15 protein-coding genes are annotated in these 14,905 nt (G+C 65.2%); 3 read left to right on the top strand and 12 right to left on the bottom strand.

The features are described 5' to 3' along the window. Window positions 1-18: 18 nt before the first annotated feature. Window positions 19-1,020, top strand: coding sequence for a Rossmann-fold NAD(P)-binding domain-containing protein (locus BEP01S_RS13470; RefSeq protein ID WP_062244095.1), 1,002 nt, complete (start codon window positions 19-21; stop codon window positions 1,018-1,020). A gap of 66 nt (window positions 1,021-1,086) precedes the next feature. On the opposite strand, the gene BEP01S_RS13465 is transcribed toward BEP01S_RS13470, so the two are convergent. From BEP01S_RS13465 to BEP01S_RS13420, 10 genes are all read right to left on the bottom strand, one after another. Next, window positions 1,087-1,461, bottom strand: a complete 375-nt coding sequence (locus tag BEP01S_RS13465) for a VOC family protein (protein WP_062244092.1) — start codon at window positions 1,459-1,461, stop codon at window positions 1,087-1,089. Between the two features lie 2 nt (window positions 1,462-1,463). Next, on the bottom strand, window positions 1,464-3,107 hold the full coding sequence (locus tag BEP01S_RS13460) for an AbgT family transporter (protein ID WP_062244090.1): 1,644 nt from the start codon (window positions 3,105-3,107) through the stop codon (window positions 1,464-1,466). A 50-nt stretch (window positions 3,108-3,157) separates the two neighbouring features. Continuing rightward, entirely contained in the window at window positions 3,158-4,504 is a 1,347-nt protein-coding gene (locus BEP01S_RS13455) for a M20 family metallopeptidase (protein ID WP_062244087.1), read from the bottom strand. A 46-nt stretch (window positions 4,505-4,550) separates the two neighbouring features. Then, window positions 4,551-5,387 (bottom strand): SseB family protein, encoded by an 837-nt coding sequence (locus BEP01S_RS13450; protein ID WP_083532716.1) that lies wholly within the window; start codon window positions 5,385-5,387, stop codon window positions 4,551-4,553. Between the two features lie 4 nt (window positions 5,388-5,391). Continuing rightward, window positions 5,392-6,129, bottom strand: a complete 738-nt coding sequence (gene priA / locus BEP01S_RS13445; RefSeq protein ID WP_062244085.1) for a bifunctional 1-(5-phosphoribosyl)-5-((5-phosphoribosylamino)methylideneamino)imidazole-4-carboxamide isomerase/phosphoribosylanthranilate isomerase PriA — start codon at window positions 6,127-6,129, stop codon at window positions 5,392-5,394. Window positions 6,130-6,187: 58 nt separating this feature from the next. Next, window positions 6,188-6,871: an imidazole glycerol phosphate synthase subunit HisH gene (gene hisH / locus BEP01S_RS13440; RefSeq protein ID WP_062244083.1), complete on the bottom strand. Its 684-nt coding sequence runs from the start codon at window positions 6,869-6,871 to the stop codon at window positions 6,188-6,190. Then, window positions 6,868-7,470, bottom strand: coding sequence for a hypothetical protein (locus BEP01S_RS13435; protein ID WP_062244081.1), 603 nt, complete (start codon window positions 7,468-7,470; stop codon window positions 6,868-6,870). The genes hisH and BEP01S_RS13435 overlap by 4 nt, the downstream gene beginning before the upstream one ends. Then, window positions 7,467-8,063: an imidazoleglycerol-phosphate dehydratase HisB gene (gene hisB / locus BEP01S_RS13430; protein ID WP_062244078.1), complete on the bottom strand. Its 597-nt coding sequence runs from the start codon at window positions 8,061-8,063 to the stop codon at window positions 7,467-7,469. Before hisB ends, BEP01S_RS13435 begins: the two co-directional genes overlap by 4 nt. Next, a complete protein-coding gene (locus BEP01S_RS13425) occupies window positions 8,060-9,232 on the bottom strand; it encodes a histidinol-phosphate transaminase (protein ID WP_062244076.1) in 1,173 nt (390 codons plus the stop codon). The genes hisB and BEP01S_RS13425 overlap by 4 nt, the downstream gene beginning before the upstream one ends. Window positions 9,233-9,370: 138 nt before the next feature. Then, window positions 9,371-9,709: a LysM peptidoglycan-binding domain-containing protein gene (locus tag BEP01S_RS13420; RefSeq protein WP_062244074.1), complete on the bottom strand. Its 339-nt coding sequence runs from the start codon at window positions 9,707-9,709 to the stop codon at window positions 9,371-9,373. 234 nt (window positions 9,710-9,943) lie between these two features. On the opposite strand from BEP01S_RS13420, the gene lexA reads away from it, so the two are divergent. Further along, window positions 9,944-10,699 carry a transcriptional repressor LexA gene (gene lexA, locus BEP01S_RS13415; protein WP_062244073.1) on the top strand — a complete coding sequence of 252 codons (756 nt, stop codon included), beginning with the start codon at window positions 9,944-9,946 and terminating at the stop codon, window positions 10,697-10,699. Between the two features lie 66 nt (window positions 10,700-10,765). Here the strand turns inward: lexA and BEP01S_RS13410 are convergent, their stop codons facing one another. Further along, window positions 10,766-12,736, bottom strand: coding sequence for an ATP-dependent DNA helicase (locus BEP01S_RS13410; RefSeq protein ID WP_039206651.1), 1,971 nt, complete (start codon window positions 12,734-12,736; stop codon window positions 10,766-10,768). Then, window positions 12,733-14,205 carry a GTPase HflX gene (gene hflX / locus BEP01S_RS13405; RefSeq protein ID WP_062244071.1) on the bottom strand — a complete coding sequence of 491 codons (1,473 nt, stop codon included), beginning with the start codon at window positions 14,203-14,205 and terminating at the stop codon, window positions 12,733-12,735. Before hflX ends, BEP01S_RS13410 begins: the two co-directional genes overlap by 4 nt. 85 nt (window positions 14,206-14,290) lie before the next feature. On the opposite strand from hflX, the gene BEP01S_RS13400 reads away from it, so the two are divergent. Then, the gene (locus tag BEP01S_RS13400) at window positions 14,291-14,905 is read left to right on the top strand and encodes a class I SAM-dependent methyltransferase (RefSeq protein WP_039206649.1); all 615 of its coding nucleotides are present in this window, start codon (window positions 14,291-14,293) and stop codon (window positions 14,903-14,905) included.

The following is a 14,905-nucleotide window of genomic DNA, read 5'->3' as shown; positions in this document are numbered from 1 at the left end:
TCCTCGGAAGGACTCGCTATGAGAACAGCCCTCATCATCGGAAACGGACAGATCGGTTCGGAGATCGCCGCCCAACTCGGTGGATCCGGCGTCGCCGTGCGCATCGCCACCCGTTCGGGCGGCAGGGCGCCCGGCGCAGCGCTCTCGGACGATGGAGCACCAGCTGCCACCTCTGACACGCTCCCCACTGAATCGGCTCACCCGTCATCGGGTCCGACCACGGTCTGCGCTCCGGTCCATGTCAAAGCCGATGCGAGTGACCGCAATCAACTGGTGAAGGCTGTCGCCGGGTCAGATGTGATCTTCGCCTGCGCGCACGCGGCCTACGACAGTCGGAAATGGGAGCGGCTCCTCCCCCGACTCGACGCCGCGGTCCTCGACATCGCGGCCGAATTCGACATTCCCGTGGTCTTCCCGGAATCGGTCTATGCCTTTGCCGGCCTCGACGCCCAGATCACCGAGGCATCGCCCTTCGCCCCGGTCGAGGAAAAGGGACGCATCCGACAGCGGCTCATCGAAGCCCGTGCCGCTCATTCGGCGACGTCAGCCAGTGTCATCGCCGGTGATCTGCTCGGCCGCACCGCAGAGAAGTGGTCATCGGTCGTGCGGATGTGCATCACCGAACCGATTTCCGCCGGGCGCCGGGCGATGGTGCCGGCACGCACCGACGTCCCTCACGGCATCACCCTCATCGCCGACCACGCTGCCGCAATGATCCAGGCGGCAGAGGATCTGAAGTCCGTCCCCGCGGGGACGCATCAGCTGCGGATCGCACCGGCATCGAATCCGACCCTGACCGAGATCGCCGACTTCACCGCGGACACTCTTGAGCAGAAGCACAAACGTCCGATCTCGGTGCCGCGCTGGGCGATTCGGGTCATCGGAGCGTTCGAACGCTCCTTTTATGAGCTCAATCAGTTGGCACCGATCTGGCACGAACCCTGCGTCATCGCCCCGGGAGAACTCGCCACCGAGGTCGGCACAACCGACTGGCGCGAAGGTGTGCGGCAGATGCTCTGAGCCGGGTCACGCGGAGACGGCGGTGACATCATTGAGTACGAGCACTGTGTCAGGTAGGACTCTTTCTCAATCGTGGAAGTCTTCCGGCTCCGCTGGGATGCGCTTGGCCATGAGACAGAACTTGTTGCCTTCAGGGTCAGCGAGGACGTGCCAGCTTCCTGACGGCACGACGTCAGTCTTCGTCGCCCCCAACGCCACAAGTCTTTCCAGCTCGTCCGCCTGGCTGCGGTCAGTAGGACAAAGGTCGAGATGCAGAACACTGTCCCCAAATGAATCGTTCGAACGCTCGAAGAGAATGGTCGGAGCATTCAGTGCCCCTGATATTGCGACCCCAGTTTCATCCGTGGCAGCAATTTCGTACCCCAGCGCTTCGCACCAGAATCGGCTCAGCCGATCTGGGTTTCGGGATTTGACTACGAGATCCCCAATTCGACTCACCATGATCAGCCTCCGAGGTGGATTCCGTTGCCCGGTCCCAGCGGCAGGTCGAAGACGAACCAGATGCCCAGCAGCACGGCCCAGGCCAGCCAGAACGGGATGACGAACGGGAACATACGCGAGATCACCGTGCCCAGCCCAGCATTCGGCTCATAGCGGCGGACGAGGCCGAGGAGGACGATCATGTACGGATTGAGCGGGGTGATGACCTGAGTGGCCGAGTCACCGACGCGGAACCCGGCCTGGATGAACGCAGGTTCGTAGCCGAGCAGGGAGAACAGCGGGACGAACACGGCTGCCATGAGCGTCCACATCGACGAGCCGGAGATGATGAACAGGTTGAGCACGCTGGCCAGGAGCATGAAGCCGATGACCGCGGCGAACCCGGTCAGACCGATCGCTTCGAGCCCCGACGCTCCCGCGACGGCGATCCACGAACCGATGCCGGTCCAGTTGAACAGGGCGATGAACTGGCCGAGGATGAACGCGAGGATGAGGAAGGACATCATGTCGATGATCGATTGACTCATCATCCTCACCAGGTCATTCATCGACCGGACGGTGCGCACGACGAAGCCGTAGACGACGCCCATGAGCATGAAGTAGGCGAAGACGATGAACACGATCGACGACAGCAGCGGAGACTCCGGGAGGAAGCCGCCGTCCTCGTTCCGCCATGGTGAGTTCGGGATGAGTACGGAGAACAGGATCACCGCGGTCAGCAGCAGTGCCGCCACGAGCGACCAGATCAGTCCGCGTTTCTCCTCCGGCTCGAGTTCGGCCTTAATCTCGGTGGCATCGTCCTCGCCGGAATCATCTGACGTCGCCGAGGCGTCCCCGTAGGGACTGTCGGGTGCTTGGTATTCGCGGGCCAGGCCGCTCCCCGAAGCGTTCGCGTATTCGCGGGGCACTCCCTTGCGCACCATATTCGGTTCGATGAGCCGGTCGATGATGAAGCCGGCGATGACGGCCAGCACGATCGACGAGGCGATGTTGAAATAGTAGTTCGAGACCGGGTTGACCGCGGTGTAGTCGGTGTTCGGCAGGGTCTCCATCACCGAGGTGGTGATCCCGGCGAACAGTGCGTCGAGGCTCGTGGGGACGATCGACGTCGAATAGCCGGCGCCGGTGGCGGCAAACCCGCCGATGAGGCCGGCCATCGGATGCCGTCCGGCCGCTTTGAATACAAGCGCGGCCAGAGGCGGGATGATGACGAAAGCCGAGTCGGCCATGATCGACCCGACCACTCCGACGAAGCCGACGGCGTAGGGCAGCAGCCATTTCGGACTCTTGCCGAAGGCGATCCGCACGGCCGCGGCGAGCATCCCCGACTTCTCGGCCACACCGACTGCGAGCAGGATCGGCAGCACCGTGGCCAGGGGCGGGAATCCGATGTAGTTGTCACCCATCGTCGTGGTCAGCCACGACAGCCCCTCCCCCGTGAACAGTCCCTTGATCGCGATGGTCTCATCGCCGCCGGGGATGGCCACGGTGACATCGGCCATGGCCATGGCGGTGGACACGAGGCCGGTGATGATGAAGAGCCCGAGGAACAGCGTGAACGGTTCGGGCAGCTTGTTTCCGATGCGTTCGATCCAGTCCAGCGTGCGCTGGCCGAAACCGACCTTCCCATCTGTCGTCGTTGACATGAGCAGTCCTTCTTCTCGGAGGCGAGGGGCTGGGTGTGGAGGTGGCGATCTCAGTCGAAGAAGTGCTCGACGTCGATCGCTCCCCCATCGCGGGCGAATTCGTCGGTCACCGCAGCGGCGAGGGCATCGTCGGCGAGGAAGTCCAAAGCCGTGCACGCGAGACCGTAGGCGCCGTCGAGTGCCGCGGATTCGGCGGCAGGGGTCTTCGCGGCTGCGGCGAATTCACGGGTGTGCAGGGCCACCTCGGCGTCGGCGGTCTTGATGAGGGGATGGATTCCGGGGATCCGGTAGGAGACGTTGCCGAAGTCCGTGGACGCGGCAATCGATTCGTCGAGCACACCGGCGGGAAGCGGTTGGCGCCCGCGCGTCTGTTCGTGTGCGGCCCAACGAGCGGTCAACGTCGAATTCGTACGCACGGGCAACGACGGCGGATGTTCGTCCCAGTCCACGGTGACGCCGGTGCCGGTCATGAGCGCGGCGCCCTTCGCCGCGTCCTCGACCCGGTCGGAGAGCTCTTTGAGCGTCTCGGGGAACTTCGAACGGACGTAGCACTGCACGGTGGCGGATTCGGTGATGATCGACGGCCTCGTCCCGCCGTCGGTGATGACCGCGTGCAGACGGGAGATCGGCGGCATCTGCTGCCGCATCAGGCCGAGTCCCTGATAGAAGAGGTTCGCCGCGTCGAGGGCATTGCGCCCCATGAAAGGCTGCGCCGAGGCGTGGGCGGCGACCCCTGAATATGTGACCTTGAGCAGGCGGCGTCCCAACCACACCTGGTCGGCACAGTCGTATCCGTACCCGTGGACCATGATGGCCGCGTCGACGCCGTCGAAGGCACCGGCCCGGGCCATGACCTCTTTGCCAGAGTGTCCCTCTTCCGCCGGGGTGCCCAGCAGCACGACGGTGCCCGGCACCGCTGCGGGGTCTTTCTCGTACAAGGCGTGGAGGGCGAGGAAGGCACCGACTCCGGCGGTGGCGATGATGTTGTGCCCGCACGCATGCCCGATCTCGGGCAGGGCATCGTATTCGGCGAGGATCGCGATCGTGCGTCCGTCTCCGGATCCCGTCGTCGCCCGCAGAGTGGTCTTCACACCGTAGAGGCCGGTCTCGACGTCGACTCCGTGATTCTCCAGCACCGAGGCGATCGCGGCGACCGAATCGAACTCTTCGAACGCCGTCTCGGCGAGGTCATGGATGGTGTGGAGCAGGCCCGTAAGGTCGCCCTCCGCAGCGTCGAGGCCTGCGGCGATTCCGGACCGACTCGTCTCCGGGGCACCGGTGAAGTCAGAGACCCACTCGGCGGCCTGCTCGGCCCGAGCCCGGGTCTGTCTGGCCATCTCGTCGAGGTAGCTGTCGTCCGGTGCGGTCGAGTGGCCGAGGTCACGGATTTCGCTCATGGGTCACAAGCATAGTTGCCCCGCCGATCTGACACGCCCGGAACGGTCAGACTTCGACGAGGCGGATGGCCAGAGAGTCGATCTTCGCGACGAGTTCCTCATCACCGGCCACGGCTTCTTGGAACCGGCGCACTTCAGCTGGGGCCACCTCGGACTCGACACCGAGAGTGATGCCGAGCTCCGGCCCACCGAGGTGGACGCTGTTGCTGCCGGGGCTCACCCCGATCCGAGCCAACCAGGGGAAGGACTCCGCGATGGCACGCAGACGTTGAGCCACCTCGGCGTCGGCCCAGGACGGAGTCCACGGCTGGGACTGCACGAACGCGAACATGGCCGGGCGACGCAGCAGGAACGAGGACGCGGCTCCCGGGTCGAGGACGACGAGCTGGGATTCGGCTTCGATCGCACCGAGCACGAGCCGTTCGGACTCGATCGGCACGGGGCGGGCGTCGGAATGCCACGCCGTCAGCGGTGGGATTCCGGAGAATCCCGGGGTGCACTCGCGGCCGTCCTCGGCTTGGAGGCGAACCATCGCCATCTCCGAGGAGTTGTCGGCCATCAGCCCGTTGTCACCGACCTCCTGGTCGAGAACCATCGGCACGATCGGGGCGTAGAGCCTGGCCCCGGAAAGGGCCTGGATCACCTGCTGGTGTGCGGCCGGATCCAGGGGTGCCTGAGCGACCTGGGTCATGGCCTCGAGCAGAGCCGCGTCCGCCAGCCCGGTGTCACCGGAGAACGGGTTGGGTTTGAGGTCCCGGCCCTCCCACGCCTGCCCGGCGGAATCCGTCGTGGCGTGGGCGTCGCCTGCCTGGTCGGCAGAGGCGGTGGACCGGGCGTCGTCCGGCTCGTGCGGCCGGTGCGGCTCGTGCGAGTGTGTGCTCACAAGCTCACCGTCCTGCGACGTCGAGGGCTTCTTCCAGAGTGAACTTGCCGGCGTAGAGTGCCTTGCCCACGATCGCCGAGTCGACGCCGAAGGGCACGAGCTCGCGGAGGGCTCGCAGGTCATCGAGGCTCGAGACTCCGCCGGAGGCGACGATCGGAGAGTCGGTCTTCTGCGCGAGATCCTTGAGCAGGTCGACATTGGGTCCCTGCAGGGTGCCGTCCTTGCGCACATCGGTGACGACGTAGCGGGAGCAGCCTGCGGCTTCGAGGGTGGCGAGGACTTCGTAGAGGTCTCCGCCGTCCTTCGTCCAGCCGCGGGCGGCCAGGGTGGTGCCGCGCACGTCGAGGCCGATGGCGACCTGGTCGCCGAAGCGCTTGATCATCTCGGCCGTCCACTCGGGGTTCTCCAGAGCAGCGGTGCCGATGTTGACGCGCTCGGCTCCCGTGTCGAGTGCGCGTTCGAGGCTTTCGGTGTCACGGATGCCACCGGAGAGTTCGACCTTGATCCCCACGGCCTTGACGACCTGGTTGAGCAGGTCGGAGTTCGATCCGCGTCCGAAGGCGGCGTCGAGGTCGACGAGGTGGATCCATTCGGCTCCGCGGTTCTCGAAGTCCTGGGCGGCGTCGATGGGTGAGCCGTAGTCGGTTTCGGTTCCGGCTTCGCCCTGGACGAGGCGGACGGCCTTGCCGTCGGCGACGTCGACGGCGGGGAGGAGGACCAGCTTGTTCGAACTGTCTGTCATTGTGACCTTTCTGCCAGGGTGCCACGGGGTTTGAGGCAACCATAGTCGGTGTGCTCGGTCAGGAGCTGAGTGAGTCTGTGGGGTTGGTGCCGGAGCTGCCGGTGCTGCCTGAACCGCTGCCCGGGCTGCTATCTGCAGAGAATGAGGCGAGCCAGTTGCGCAGCAGCTTCGCGCCCGCCTCGGCGGATTTCTCGGGATGGAACTGTGCGGCCCAGGTGGTGCCGTCCTCGACAGCTGCGATGAAGTCATTGCCGTGGCGGGCGGTCGTCACCGTCGCGTTCGGTGGCGGCTCGGCCGCGGCATAGGAGTGGACGAAGTAGAAGCGTTCGTTCCCGATGCCGGCGAACATGGCCGAATCTGCGGGTGCGTTGACCTTCGACCAGCCCATATGCGGGATGACCGGGGCTTCGAGTGCGGTGACGGCTCCGGGCCACAGGCCGATGCCGTCGGTCTTGACGCCGTGTTCCTCACCGCGGGCGAAGAACACCTGCAGGCCGACACAGATGCCGAGCAGCGGCCGGCCCTGTTCGTGGCGGGCACGGATGAGGTCGACTCCCCCGACGTTCTCCAGTCCGGCCATCACGGCCGAGAAGGCACCGACGCCGGGGACCAGCAGTCCGTCGGAGTCGTTGATGACATCGTGATCGGCCGTGAGCGTGACCTCGGCACCGGCCGCGGCGACCGCACGGACGGCGGAGCGGACATTGCCGGCTCCGTAGTCGAGGACGGCGACCGTCGTCATCGCTTCGCCCCCTTGCTCAGCACCGACCAGATCCTCCACAGGGAGAACCCGAGGACGATGGCACCGAGTGCGGCGACGACCCAGGCGATGGTGTTCCCGCCCAGGGCCAGAGCAATGCCGAAGGCCATCACGAGTCCGCCGAGGACGGCGGCGATGATCCACAGCAGTGCCGTGCGCGCCATGGCTGCCCGGCCCGGGCTCATCGTGGCGGCGCTGGCCTGCAGCTTCGTCATCGAGTCGGTTCTGATACTGCCTTCGACATCGTCTGCGGAAACGGTTTCGAGTAGCAGTCCTTCGAGCACATCCGGCAGGTTCTTCAGCGCCAGACCGGCCGGCACATCGGATTCGCGGGCACCGTGACGGAAGTGGCCGGCATCGATCTGCTCTTCGCTGCGCACGAGGAGGAGGACCTCATGTTTGCCCGCGAGCTTCGAGATCGCTGCGGCCGCCTCGTTGCCGGCTTTGACATCCGTGTCGGCAAGGACGATTCCACTGAATTCGCCGATCGGCACGATGGTGCCGGAGATGTTCGACAGCACGCAGGCGGCGGCCAGCTGCTGGGCGACCCCGAACGGGGTCACGATGACGGTCGTGCTCACAGGACTCCCTTGGTGCTGGGAACGGAGTTGCTTCGCGGGTCGGTCTCGACTGCTTCGCGCAGTGCGCGGGCGAAGGCCTTGAACTCGGCTTCGACGATGTGGTGCGGGTCGCGGCCGCGGACCAGATCGAGATGGACGGTCAGTCCGCCGTTGAAGGCGATGGATTCCAACGAGTGGGAGGTCATCGACCCGGTGAAGTGGCCGCCGATGAGGTGGTACTGCTGGCCTTCGGGTTCGCCTTCGTGGACGAAGTAGGGACGGCCGGAGACGTCGACGACGCACTGGGCCAGTGCTTCATCCAGCGGCACGGCGGCAAAGCCGTAGCGCCGGATGCCGACCTTGTCGCCGAGCGCTTCGCGCAGGGTCTGGCCGAGCACGATCGAGGTGTCTTCGACGGTGTGGTGGACGTCGATGTGGGTGTCGCCGGTGGCGGTGATGTCGAGGTCGATCATCGAGTGCTTCGACAGGGCGGTGAGCATATGGTCGAAGAACGGCACGCTCGTCGAGATGTTCGAAGTGCCGGTGCCGTCAAGGTTGACGGACACGGACACCGTGGACTCGGATGTGGTGCGCGAGTTCTGGGCCTGCCTCATGGAGTGCCTTTCGTCGGGGCGGCTGATGAAGGGGTCTGCGGACGGTCCGCGAGGATGTCCGGGGATTCGGCGAGGATCTCGTCGATGGCGTTGAGGAATGCTTCGGTCTCCCCCTCGGTGCCGGCGTTGACACGGGCGTGACCGGTGATGCCGATATCGCGGATGAGGACTCCGCGGTCGAGCAGCTTCTGCCACAGAACGGCCGGTGAGGAGATGTTCCCGAAGAGGACGAAGTTCGAATCGCTGTCGTGGACGGTGAAGCCCGCCTCGGCGAGGTGGCTCGCCATCCGGTTGCGCGAGTCGATGAGTCGGTCGACGTTGGCCAGCAGCAGCTCCGCGTGTTCGAGTGCCGTGCAGGCCAGCACCTGAGTGATCTCGGACAGGTGGTAGGGCAGGCGGACGAGGCGGAGGACGTCGATGAGCTCGGGTGCGGCCATCGCGTAGCCCAAGCGCAGGCCGGCACAGGCGAAGGCCTTGCTCATGGTGCGTGAGACGACGAGACGGGGCCGGCCCTCAAGCAGAGTCATCGCCGAGGACTTGGCGGGGCGGGAGAATTCCGCATACGCCTCGTCGACGATGACTATCCCTGCGCAGTTGTCATAGGCGGCGTCGATGACGTCGAGGCCGATCGAGGTGCCGGTCGGATTGTTCGGGGTGCACAGGAAGACGATGTCCGGATTCGCACGAGCCACCTCGGCGGCGACCGTCTCGGCATCGAGAGTGAAGTCGTCTTTACGTTCGACATGCTGCCATTCGGCGCCGGTGCCCGTGGTGATGAGCGGATGCATCGAATAGGAAGGGGTGAACCCGAGTACGGTGCGGCCCGGCCCACCGAACGCCTGGACGATATGGCTGAGCACTTCGTTCGAACCATTCGCGGCCCAGATCATGGAGGGATCGAGGTCGACGGAGTCTCCGGCGCGTTCGTTCACACCATTCAGGTAGGTGACGAGGTGTTCGCGCAGTGCGGTGAACTCGCGGTCGGGGTATCGGTTGAGTCCTGCGAAGTGATCATCGACGGCGGCGCGCATGCTATCGACGACGACGCCCGGAAGCGGATAGGCGTTCTCGTTGACGTTGAGCTGGACCGGCACATTGAGGTGCGGAGCCCCGTATGGCTTGAGGCCGACGAGGTCTGAACGCACTGGCAGAGAGTCGATGTTTCCCACGGCAATCATTCTACCGAGAGGCCCCCGCCGCCCGGGCGGCGGGTCGGGCATCGAGATCGGCCGGTCGGCTCACCCGATCGGACGGGTCAGCGCGCTGCCGGTCGGGCCGGCGCCATCCCGGTCGAGCAGGGTTCGACCTCAGCGAACGGGGACGTCGAGGGTCTGTCCGGGGTGAACCGTCGGGGTGTCCAGGTGGTTGATCTCGACGATATCGGCAACGACATCGCGGGTGTCGCGGTCGATGCCGAGGTTCGAAGCCACGGTCCACAGCGATTCGCCCTCACCAACGACGACTGACTCGGCGTCGATGCCGATGCTCTCCGTCTCCGATTCGGCGACAGCAGCGGCCGAGAACGACTGGGTGGCGAGGAGGACCGCCCCGCCGATGACGACGAGAGCGACGAGCAGGGTCCGGAGAAGGCGCACAGCCTGGCGTCCACGAGGGGTCAGGTGCAGCTCGGTGTTCTGTGCAGACATCGCATTACCTCTTTCATTCGTACGATTCCACCAGTAATCGGTAGAACGTCTGTTCTATTCAACATGCCAATCGAACAAATGTCCAGTCCAACTCGAACATCTATGCGACAATGAGAGGGAACCAGCGTTGTTGATTGATCTGTCAGAACCATCTCAGTCGGCACTGACACGAGAATTTCCGAAGCGGAGATCACGGCGTTCAGCGGCAGGGAATAGAACGAAGGGGAACGAGCAATGGTTCAGAACAAACGAGGCAGAGGCAGGCCTCGCAACGAAGATGTTGCCAGCGAGATCGCTGCCGCTCGCACCGATGACGACGTCGTCCAGATCCCTGAGGGGTCATCCGGTGAGGGCGACTTCCGCCTCACTCCCCGTCAGCGTCTCGTGCTCGAAACCATCGAACGCGCCGTCGTGACCAACGGCTACCCGCCGAGCATGCGCGAGATCGGCAAGGCCGCCGGGCTGGCCTCTCTCTCCAGCGTCGCCCATCAGCTCTCCCAGCTCGAACGCCTCGGCTATGTCCGCCGTGACCCGAAGCGCCCGCGTGCCATCGAAGTGGTCAATCCGTTCGAAGAGGAAGAGGCCGAGCGCGCGAAGTACGAGGAGCTGGCCAACAACACTGTGCAGGTGCCGGTCGTCGGTCGCATCGCCGCCGGTGGCCCGATCCTGGCCGAACAGGAAGTCGACGATGTCTTCTCCCTGCCGACGCAGGTCGTCGGCTCCGGTGAGATGTTCCTGCTCAAGGTCGTCGGCGATTCGATGATCGAAGCCGCCATCTGCCACGACGACTGGGTGGTCGTGCGCAAGCAGCACACCGCTGACAACGGTCAGATCGTCGCCGCCCTGCTCGACGGCGAGGCCACGGTAAAGACGCTTAAGCGCAAGGCCGGTGAGCAGTGGCTGATGCCGCAGAATGAGAACTACGAACCGATCGACGGCACCTACGCTCAGATCATGGGCCTCGTCGTCGCCGTCATCCGCCGCCTCTGATCCTTCGCCGGCGCCCCGCTGCCGGAACACAAAAGCCCGCGACCGATTCGGTCGCGGGCTTTTGTGTCATCCCTCGTCGGTTTCGGCCAGCCGAGCGAGGCTCTTGCGGACGAGGCCGGAGTTCGTCGTGGGCCACATCCTCGGCATCGAGTTGACGAGGAATCCGGCGTACCGGGCCGAGCGCAGCCTCGAGTCGAGCACGGCCACCACTCCCCTGTCCTTGGTCGACCGGATGAGGCGTCCGGCCCCCTGAGCCAATCGCAGTGCGGCATGCGTGGCCGACACAGCCATGAATCCGTTGACTCCCCGCTGGTCGGCATCGCGTGCCCGCGCCTGCATGAGCGGATCGTCGGGGCGCGGGAAGGGCAGCCGGTCGATGATGACCAGGCGGTTCGTGCGTCCCGGCACGTCGACGCCCTGCCACAGGGACATGGTCCCGAACAGGCAGGTCTGGTCGTCGGCAGTGAACTGGGAGACGAGGGAGGGCAGTCCGTCATCGCCTTGGAGCAGGATCGGGAAATCGAACTTCTTCCGCAGATGTTCGGCCGCCGCATTCGCGCCCGCCCGGGAGGAGAACAGTCCCAGAGCACCGCCGTTCGAGGCCTCGACGAGTTCTTCGAGCTCGGTCAGCGCCTCGTCGCTCAGCCCGCTGCGTCCGGGTTTGGGCAGGTGGGAGGCAACGTAGAGGATACCCTGCTTTCCGTAGTCGAATGGAGATCCGACATCGAGGCTGTCCCATTTCGGGGCGTCGGGTCCGAAGAGTCCCAAGGAGGCTGCGACCGCGTCGAAGTTTCCACCCAGGGACAGAGTCGCCGAGGTGGCCACGACGGTGGATTCCTCGAAGATGCCGTTGCGCATGGTGCCTGCCACGCTCAAGGGCGCGACGACGAGGTTCGTCGTCTCCTTCTCTCTGAAAGTCGAGCGGGAAAGCCAGATGACGTCGTTCTTGCCAGGATCGCAGAAACGTTCGGCGAGTTCGAAGATCTCCTGGCAGCGGGCTTTGGCCATCTGGCGACCGGCATCGGCTTCCTCGGTTTTGCCGCCGATGTCGTTGATGATCTGGCGGGCGGAGTCGCGGATCTGCGCCAGGGCCAGTCCGAGTGCCTCGCTCATGTGCAGAATGAGTCCCTCGGGCACCGAGGTCTGGGCGCGTTCGAGTGCCGCCGCTGCGGAGTCCAGCAGTGAGACGACTCCGTCCTGGACGGTCGTGTGTTTGCGCACGGAGCTCGTCGCGGCCGAGAGCATGCTCGTGTTGATCTGCCCGGACAGGGCACTGGTCACCCGGTCCTTGAGCTCGTGGGCCTCGTCGATGATGATGACATCGTGTTCAGGGAGAACGTTCGATTCCCCGAAGGCGTCGATGGCCAGCAGGGCATGGTTCGTCACGACGATATCGGCTTCGGCGGCCTTGTTCCGTGCGATTTCGGCGAAGCATTCGGTAAACAGCGGGCAGTTCGAACCGAGGCAGTCGAAGGCGTTGACGGAGACCTGTGACCAGGCGCGATCGCTGACGCCGGGCAAGAGGTCGTCGCGGTCGCCGGTGTCGGTGGTCTTCTCCCAGGTGCGGATCCGTTGGATCTCCTCCCCCAGGCCCGAGCGTTCGGCCGGTTTGCGTCCCGCCTCGGCGTCGGCACCGAGGTCGAAGAGCATGCCCTCCCCTTCATCGGGGTACCCGCCGGAGAGCTTGTGCTTGCACACATAGTTCCGCCGCCCCTTGAGCAGCGCCGCCTGCGGCAGCGGATCAAGGTCCTTCTTCACGGCTTTGAACAGTCGCGGCAGGTCACGGTGGATGATCTGCGTCTGCAGGGCCAGGGTCGCCGTGGACACGACGACCTTCCCACCGGTGCGGGTGACGTATTCGGCAGCCGGCACAAGATAGGCAAGGGATTTACCGGTACCGGTTCCCGCCTGCACGAGCAGGTGGATTCCTTTGTCCAGCGCCGAGGCGACCGCCTGCGCCATCTCCTGCTGACCTTCTCGTGGCGATCCGCCGATGGCGCCGACAGCGGATTCGAGGAGGTTATCGACCGCTTTCACTCGTCGATGACCAGGTCCGGACGTTGGAATTCGCGCAGTTCGTCGACGAGCTCGGCCGGCACCTTGACCTGCAGGCTGGTGCCTTCCACGCCGTGCGATTCGTGTTCGACCGTGCCGAGGGCGTAGATCTTCGACACGAGGTCACCGCGCTCATAGGGAATGAGCACGGTCATGTCGATGTCCGGGACGGGAAGGCGGTTCTCGATGGCATCGATGAGGTCATCGATGCCTTCCTTCGATACGGCGGAGACGAACTGCGCATCGGGATACTCCGCGCGCAGCCCGGTGATCACAGCCTCCTCGGCGATATCGGACTTGTTGAACACGAGAAGTTCGGGGATGTCCCCGGTCTCGACGTCCTTGAGCACGTCGCGCACGGCCTGGATCTGCCCGTGCGGATCCGGGTGGGAGGCGTCGACGACGTGGAGGAGCAGATCCGAACCGGCGGCCTCCTCCAGGGTCGAGCGGAAGGCTTCGACGAGCTGGTGGGGCAGGTTGCGGACGAAACCGACGGTGTCCGTGTAGGTGAAGACGATGCCATCGGCGGTCTTGGCCTGGCGGACGGTCGGGTCGAGGGTGGCGAACAGGGCGTTCTGCACCATCACCTCGGCGTTCGTGAGCAGGTTGAGCAGGGAGGACTTGCCCGCGTTCGTGTAGCCGACGATCGCGACGGAGGGCACATGGTGGCGGGCGCGGTTCTTCCGCTTCGTCTCTCGGGACGGTGCCATGGCGTTGATCTCACGGCGCAGCTTCGACATGCGTGCGCGGATGCGGCGGCGGTCGAGTTCGATCTTCGTCTCACCGGGGCCGCGGGAGCCGATTCCGGCACCGCCTGCGACACGGCCACCGGCCTGCCGGGACAGCGACTCACCCCAACCGCGCAGACGCGGCAGGAGGTATTCGAGTTGGGCGAGTTCGACTTGGGCCTTGCCTTCGCGGGATTTCGCGTGCTGGGCGAAGATGTCGAGGATGAGCGCGACGCGGTCGACGACCTTGACCTTGATGACGTCCTCGAGTCCGCGCCTCTGGCTGGGGGCGAGTTCGGAGTCGATGATCACGGTGTCGGCACCGACGCTGGCGACGATATCGGCGAGTTCGGCGGCCTTGCCCTTGCCGAGGTAGGTACCTGGGTCCGGCTTGTCGCGGCGCTGGATGAGCGCGTCGAGGACTTCGGAACCGGCTGTTTCGGCCAGGGCTGCGAGTTCGCGGATCGAGTTCTCGGCTTCGGCCTGAGTGGTGTTCCAGATGCCGGCGAGGACGACGCGTTCGAGGCGGACCTGACGGTATTCGACCTCGGTGATGTCTTCGAGTTCGGTGGAGAGTCCGGCGACTCGGGTGAGCGCGGCGCGCTCGGCGAGGTCGAACTGGTCGTCCTCGTGGGTGGTGTCATGATCATCGAGGGCTTGGGCGCCTCGGGAGAGCACACGGTCGAGCATCGCGTTGCGACGCTCTTTGTCTTCAGACGTCATTCATTCCTTTGTTCTGTGCCGTCGGTGGCGATTCGCACCGACAGTGGTGTCCATCAATTCTCCCACAGCCGTCTAGACTGAAACGGTGGCAGAGCACTATTTCACCGAATCACCGAGCAGCGAGGCCAAGTCGCGGGAGCTCAACCTCGAGTTGGCCGGCCGCGCCGTCACCGTCGAAACCGTATCAGGCACGTTTTCGCCCACTCGTCTCGACCTCGGCACGGCTGTGCTGCTGCGGCATCTGCCTCAGCCGCCGGCCGGCGATATCCTCGACCTCGGCTGCGGATGGGGGCCGATCGCCCTGCACACGGCCTTGGATGCCCAGGACGCCGAGGTGGCTGTGCGAGTATGGGCACTCGACGTGAACTCCCGGTCCCTGGAGACCACGGCGGCGAATGCGCGCAGGCTGGGTCTCGAGACGATCAACACCGTCACGGCCGCGGATGTTCCCGAGGACTTGCAGTTCGCCGCGATCCGTTCGAATCCGCCGATCCGCATCGGCAAGGAAGCGCTGCACGAACTCTTGGAGACCTGGCTGCCGCGCCTGGCGCCGGGCGGCCGCGCCGACCTCGTCGTATCGAAGAACCTCGGCGCCGATTCTCTGCAGAAGTGGATCGCCGGGATGCTTGGTGACGGGTTCGAAGTCGTGCGCACGGGATCGTCGAAGGGTTTCCGCGTGCTCACGGTCGAGCGCGACTGA

Origin of the sequence: Brevibacterium epidermidis NBRC 14811 (assembly GCF_001570805.1) — a bacterium.
Taxonomy (GTDB): domain Bacteria; phylum Actinomycetota; class Actinomycetes; order Actinomycetales; family Brevibacteriaceae; genus Brevibacterium; species Brevibacterium epidermidis.
The sequence above is the reverse complement of the archived record's forward strand: the minus strand, read 5'-3'. Positions and strand labels throughout refer to the sequence as shown.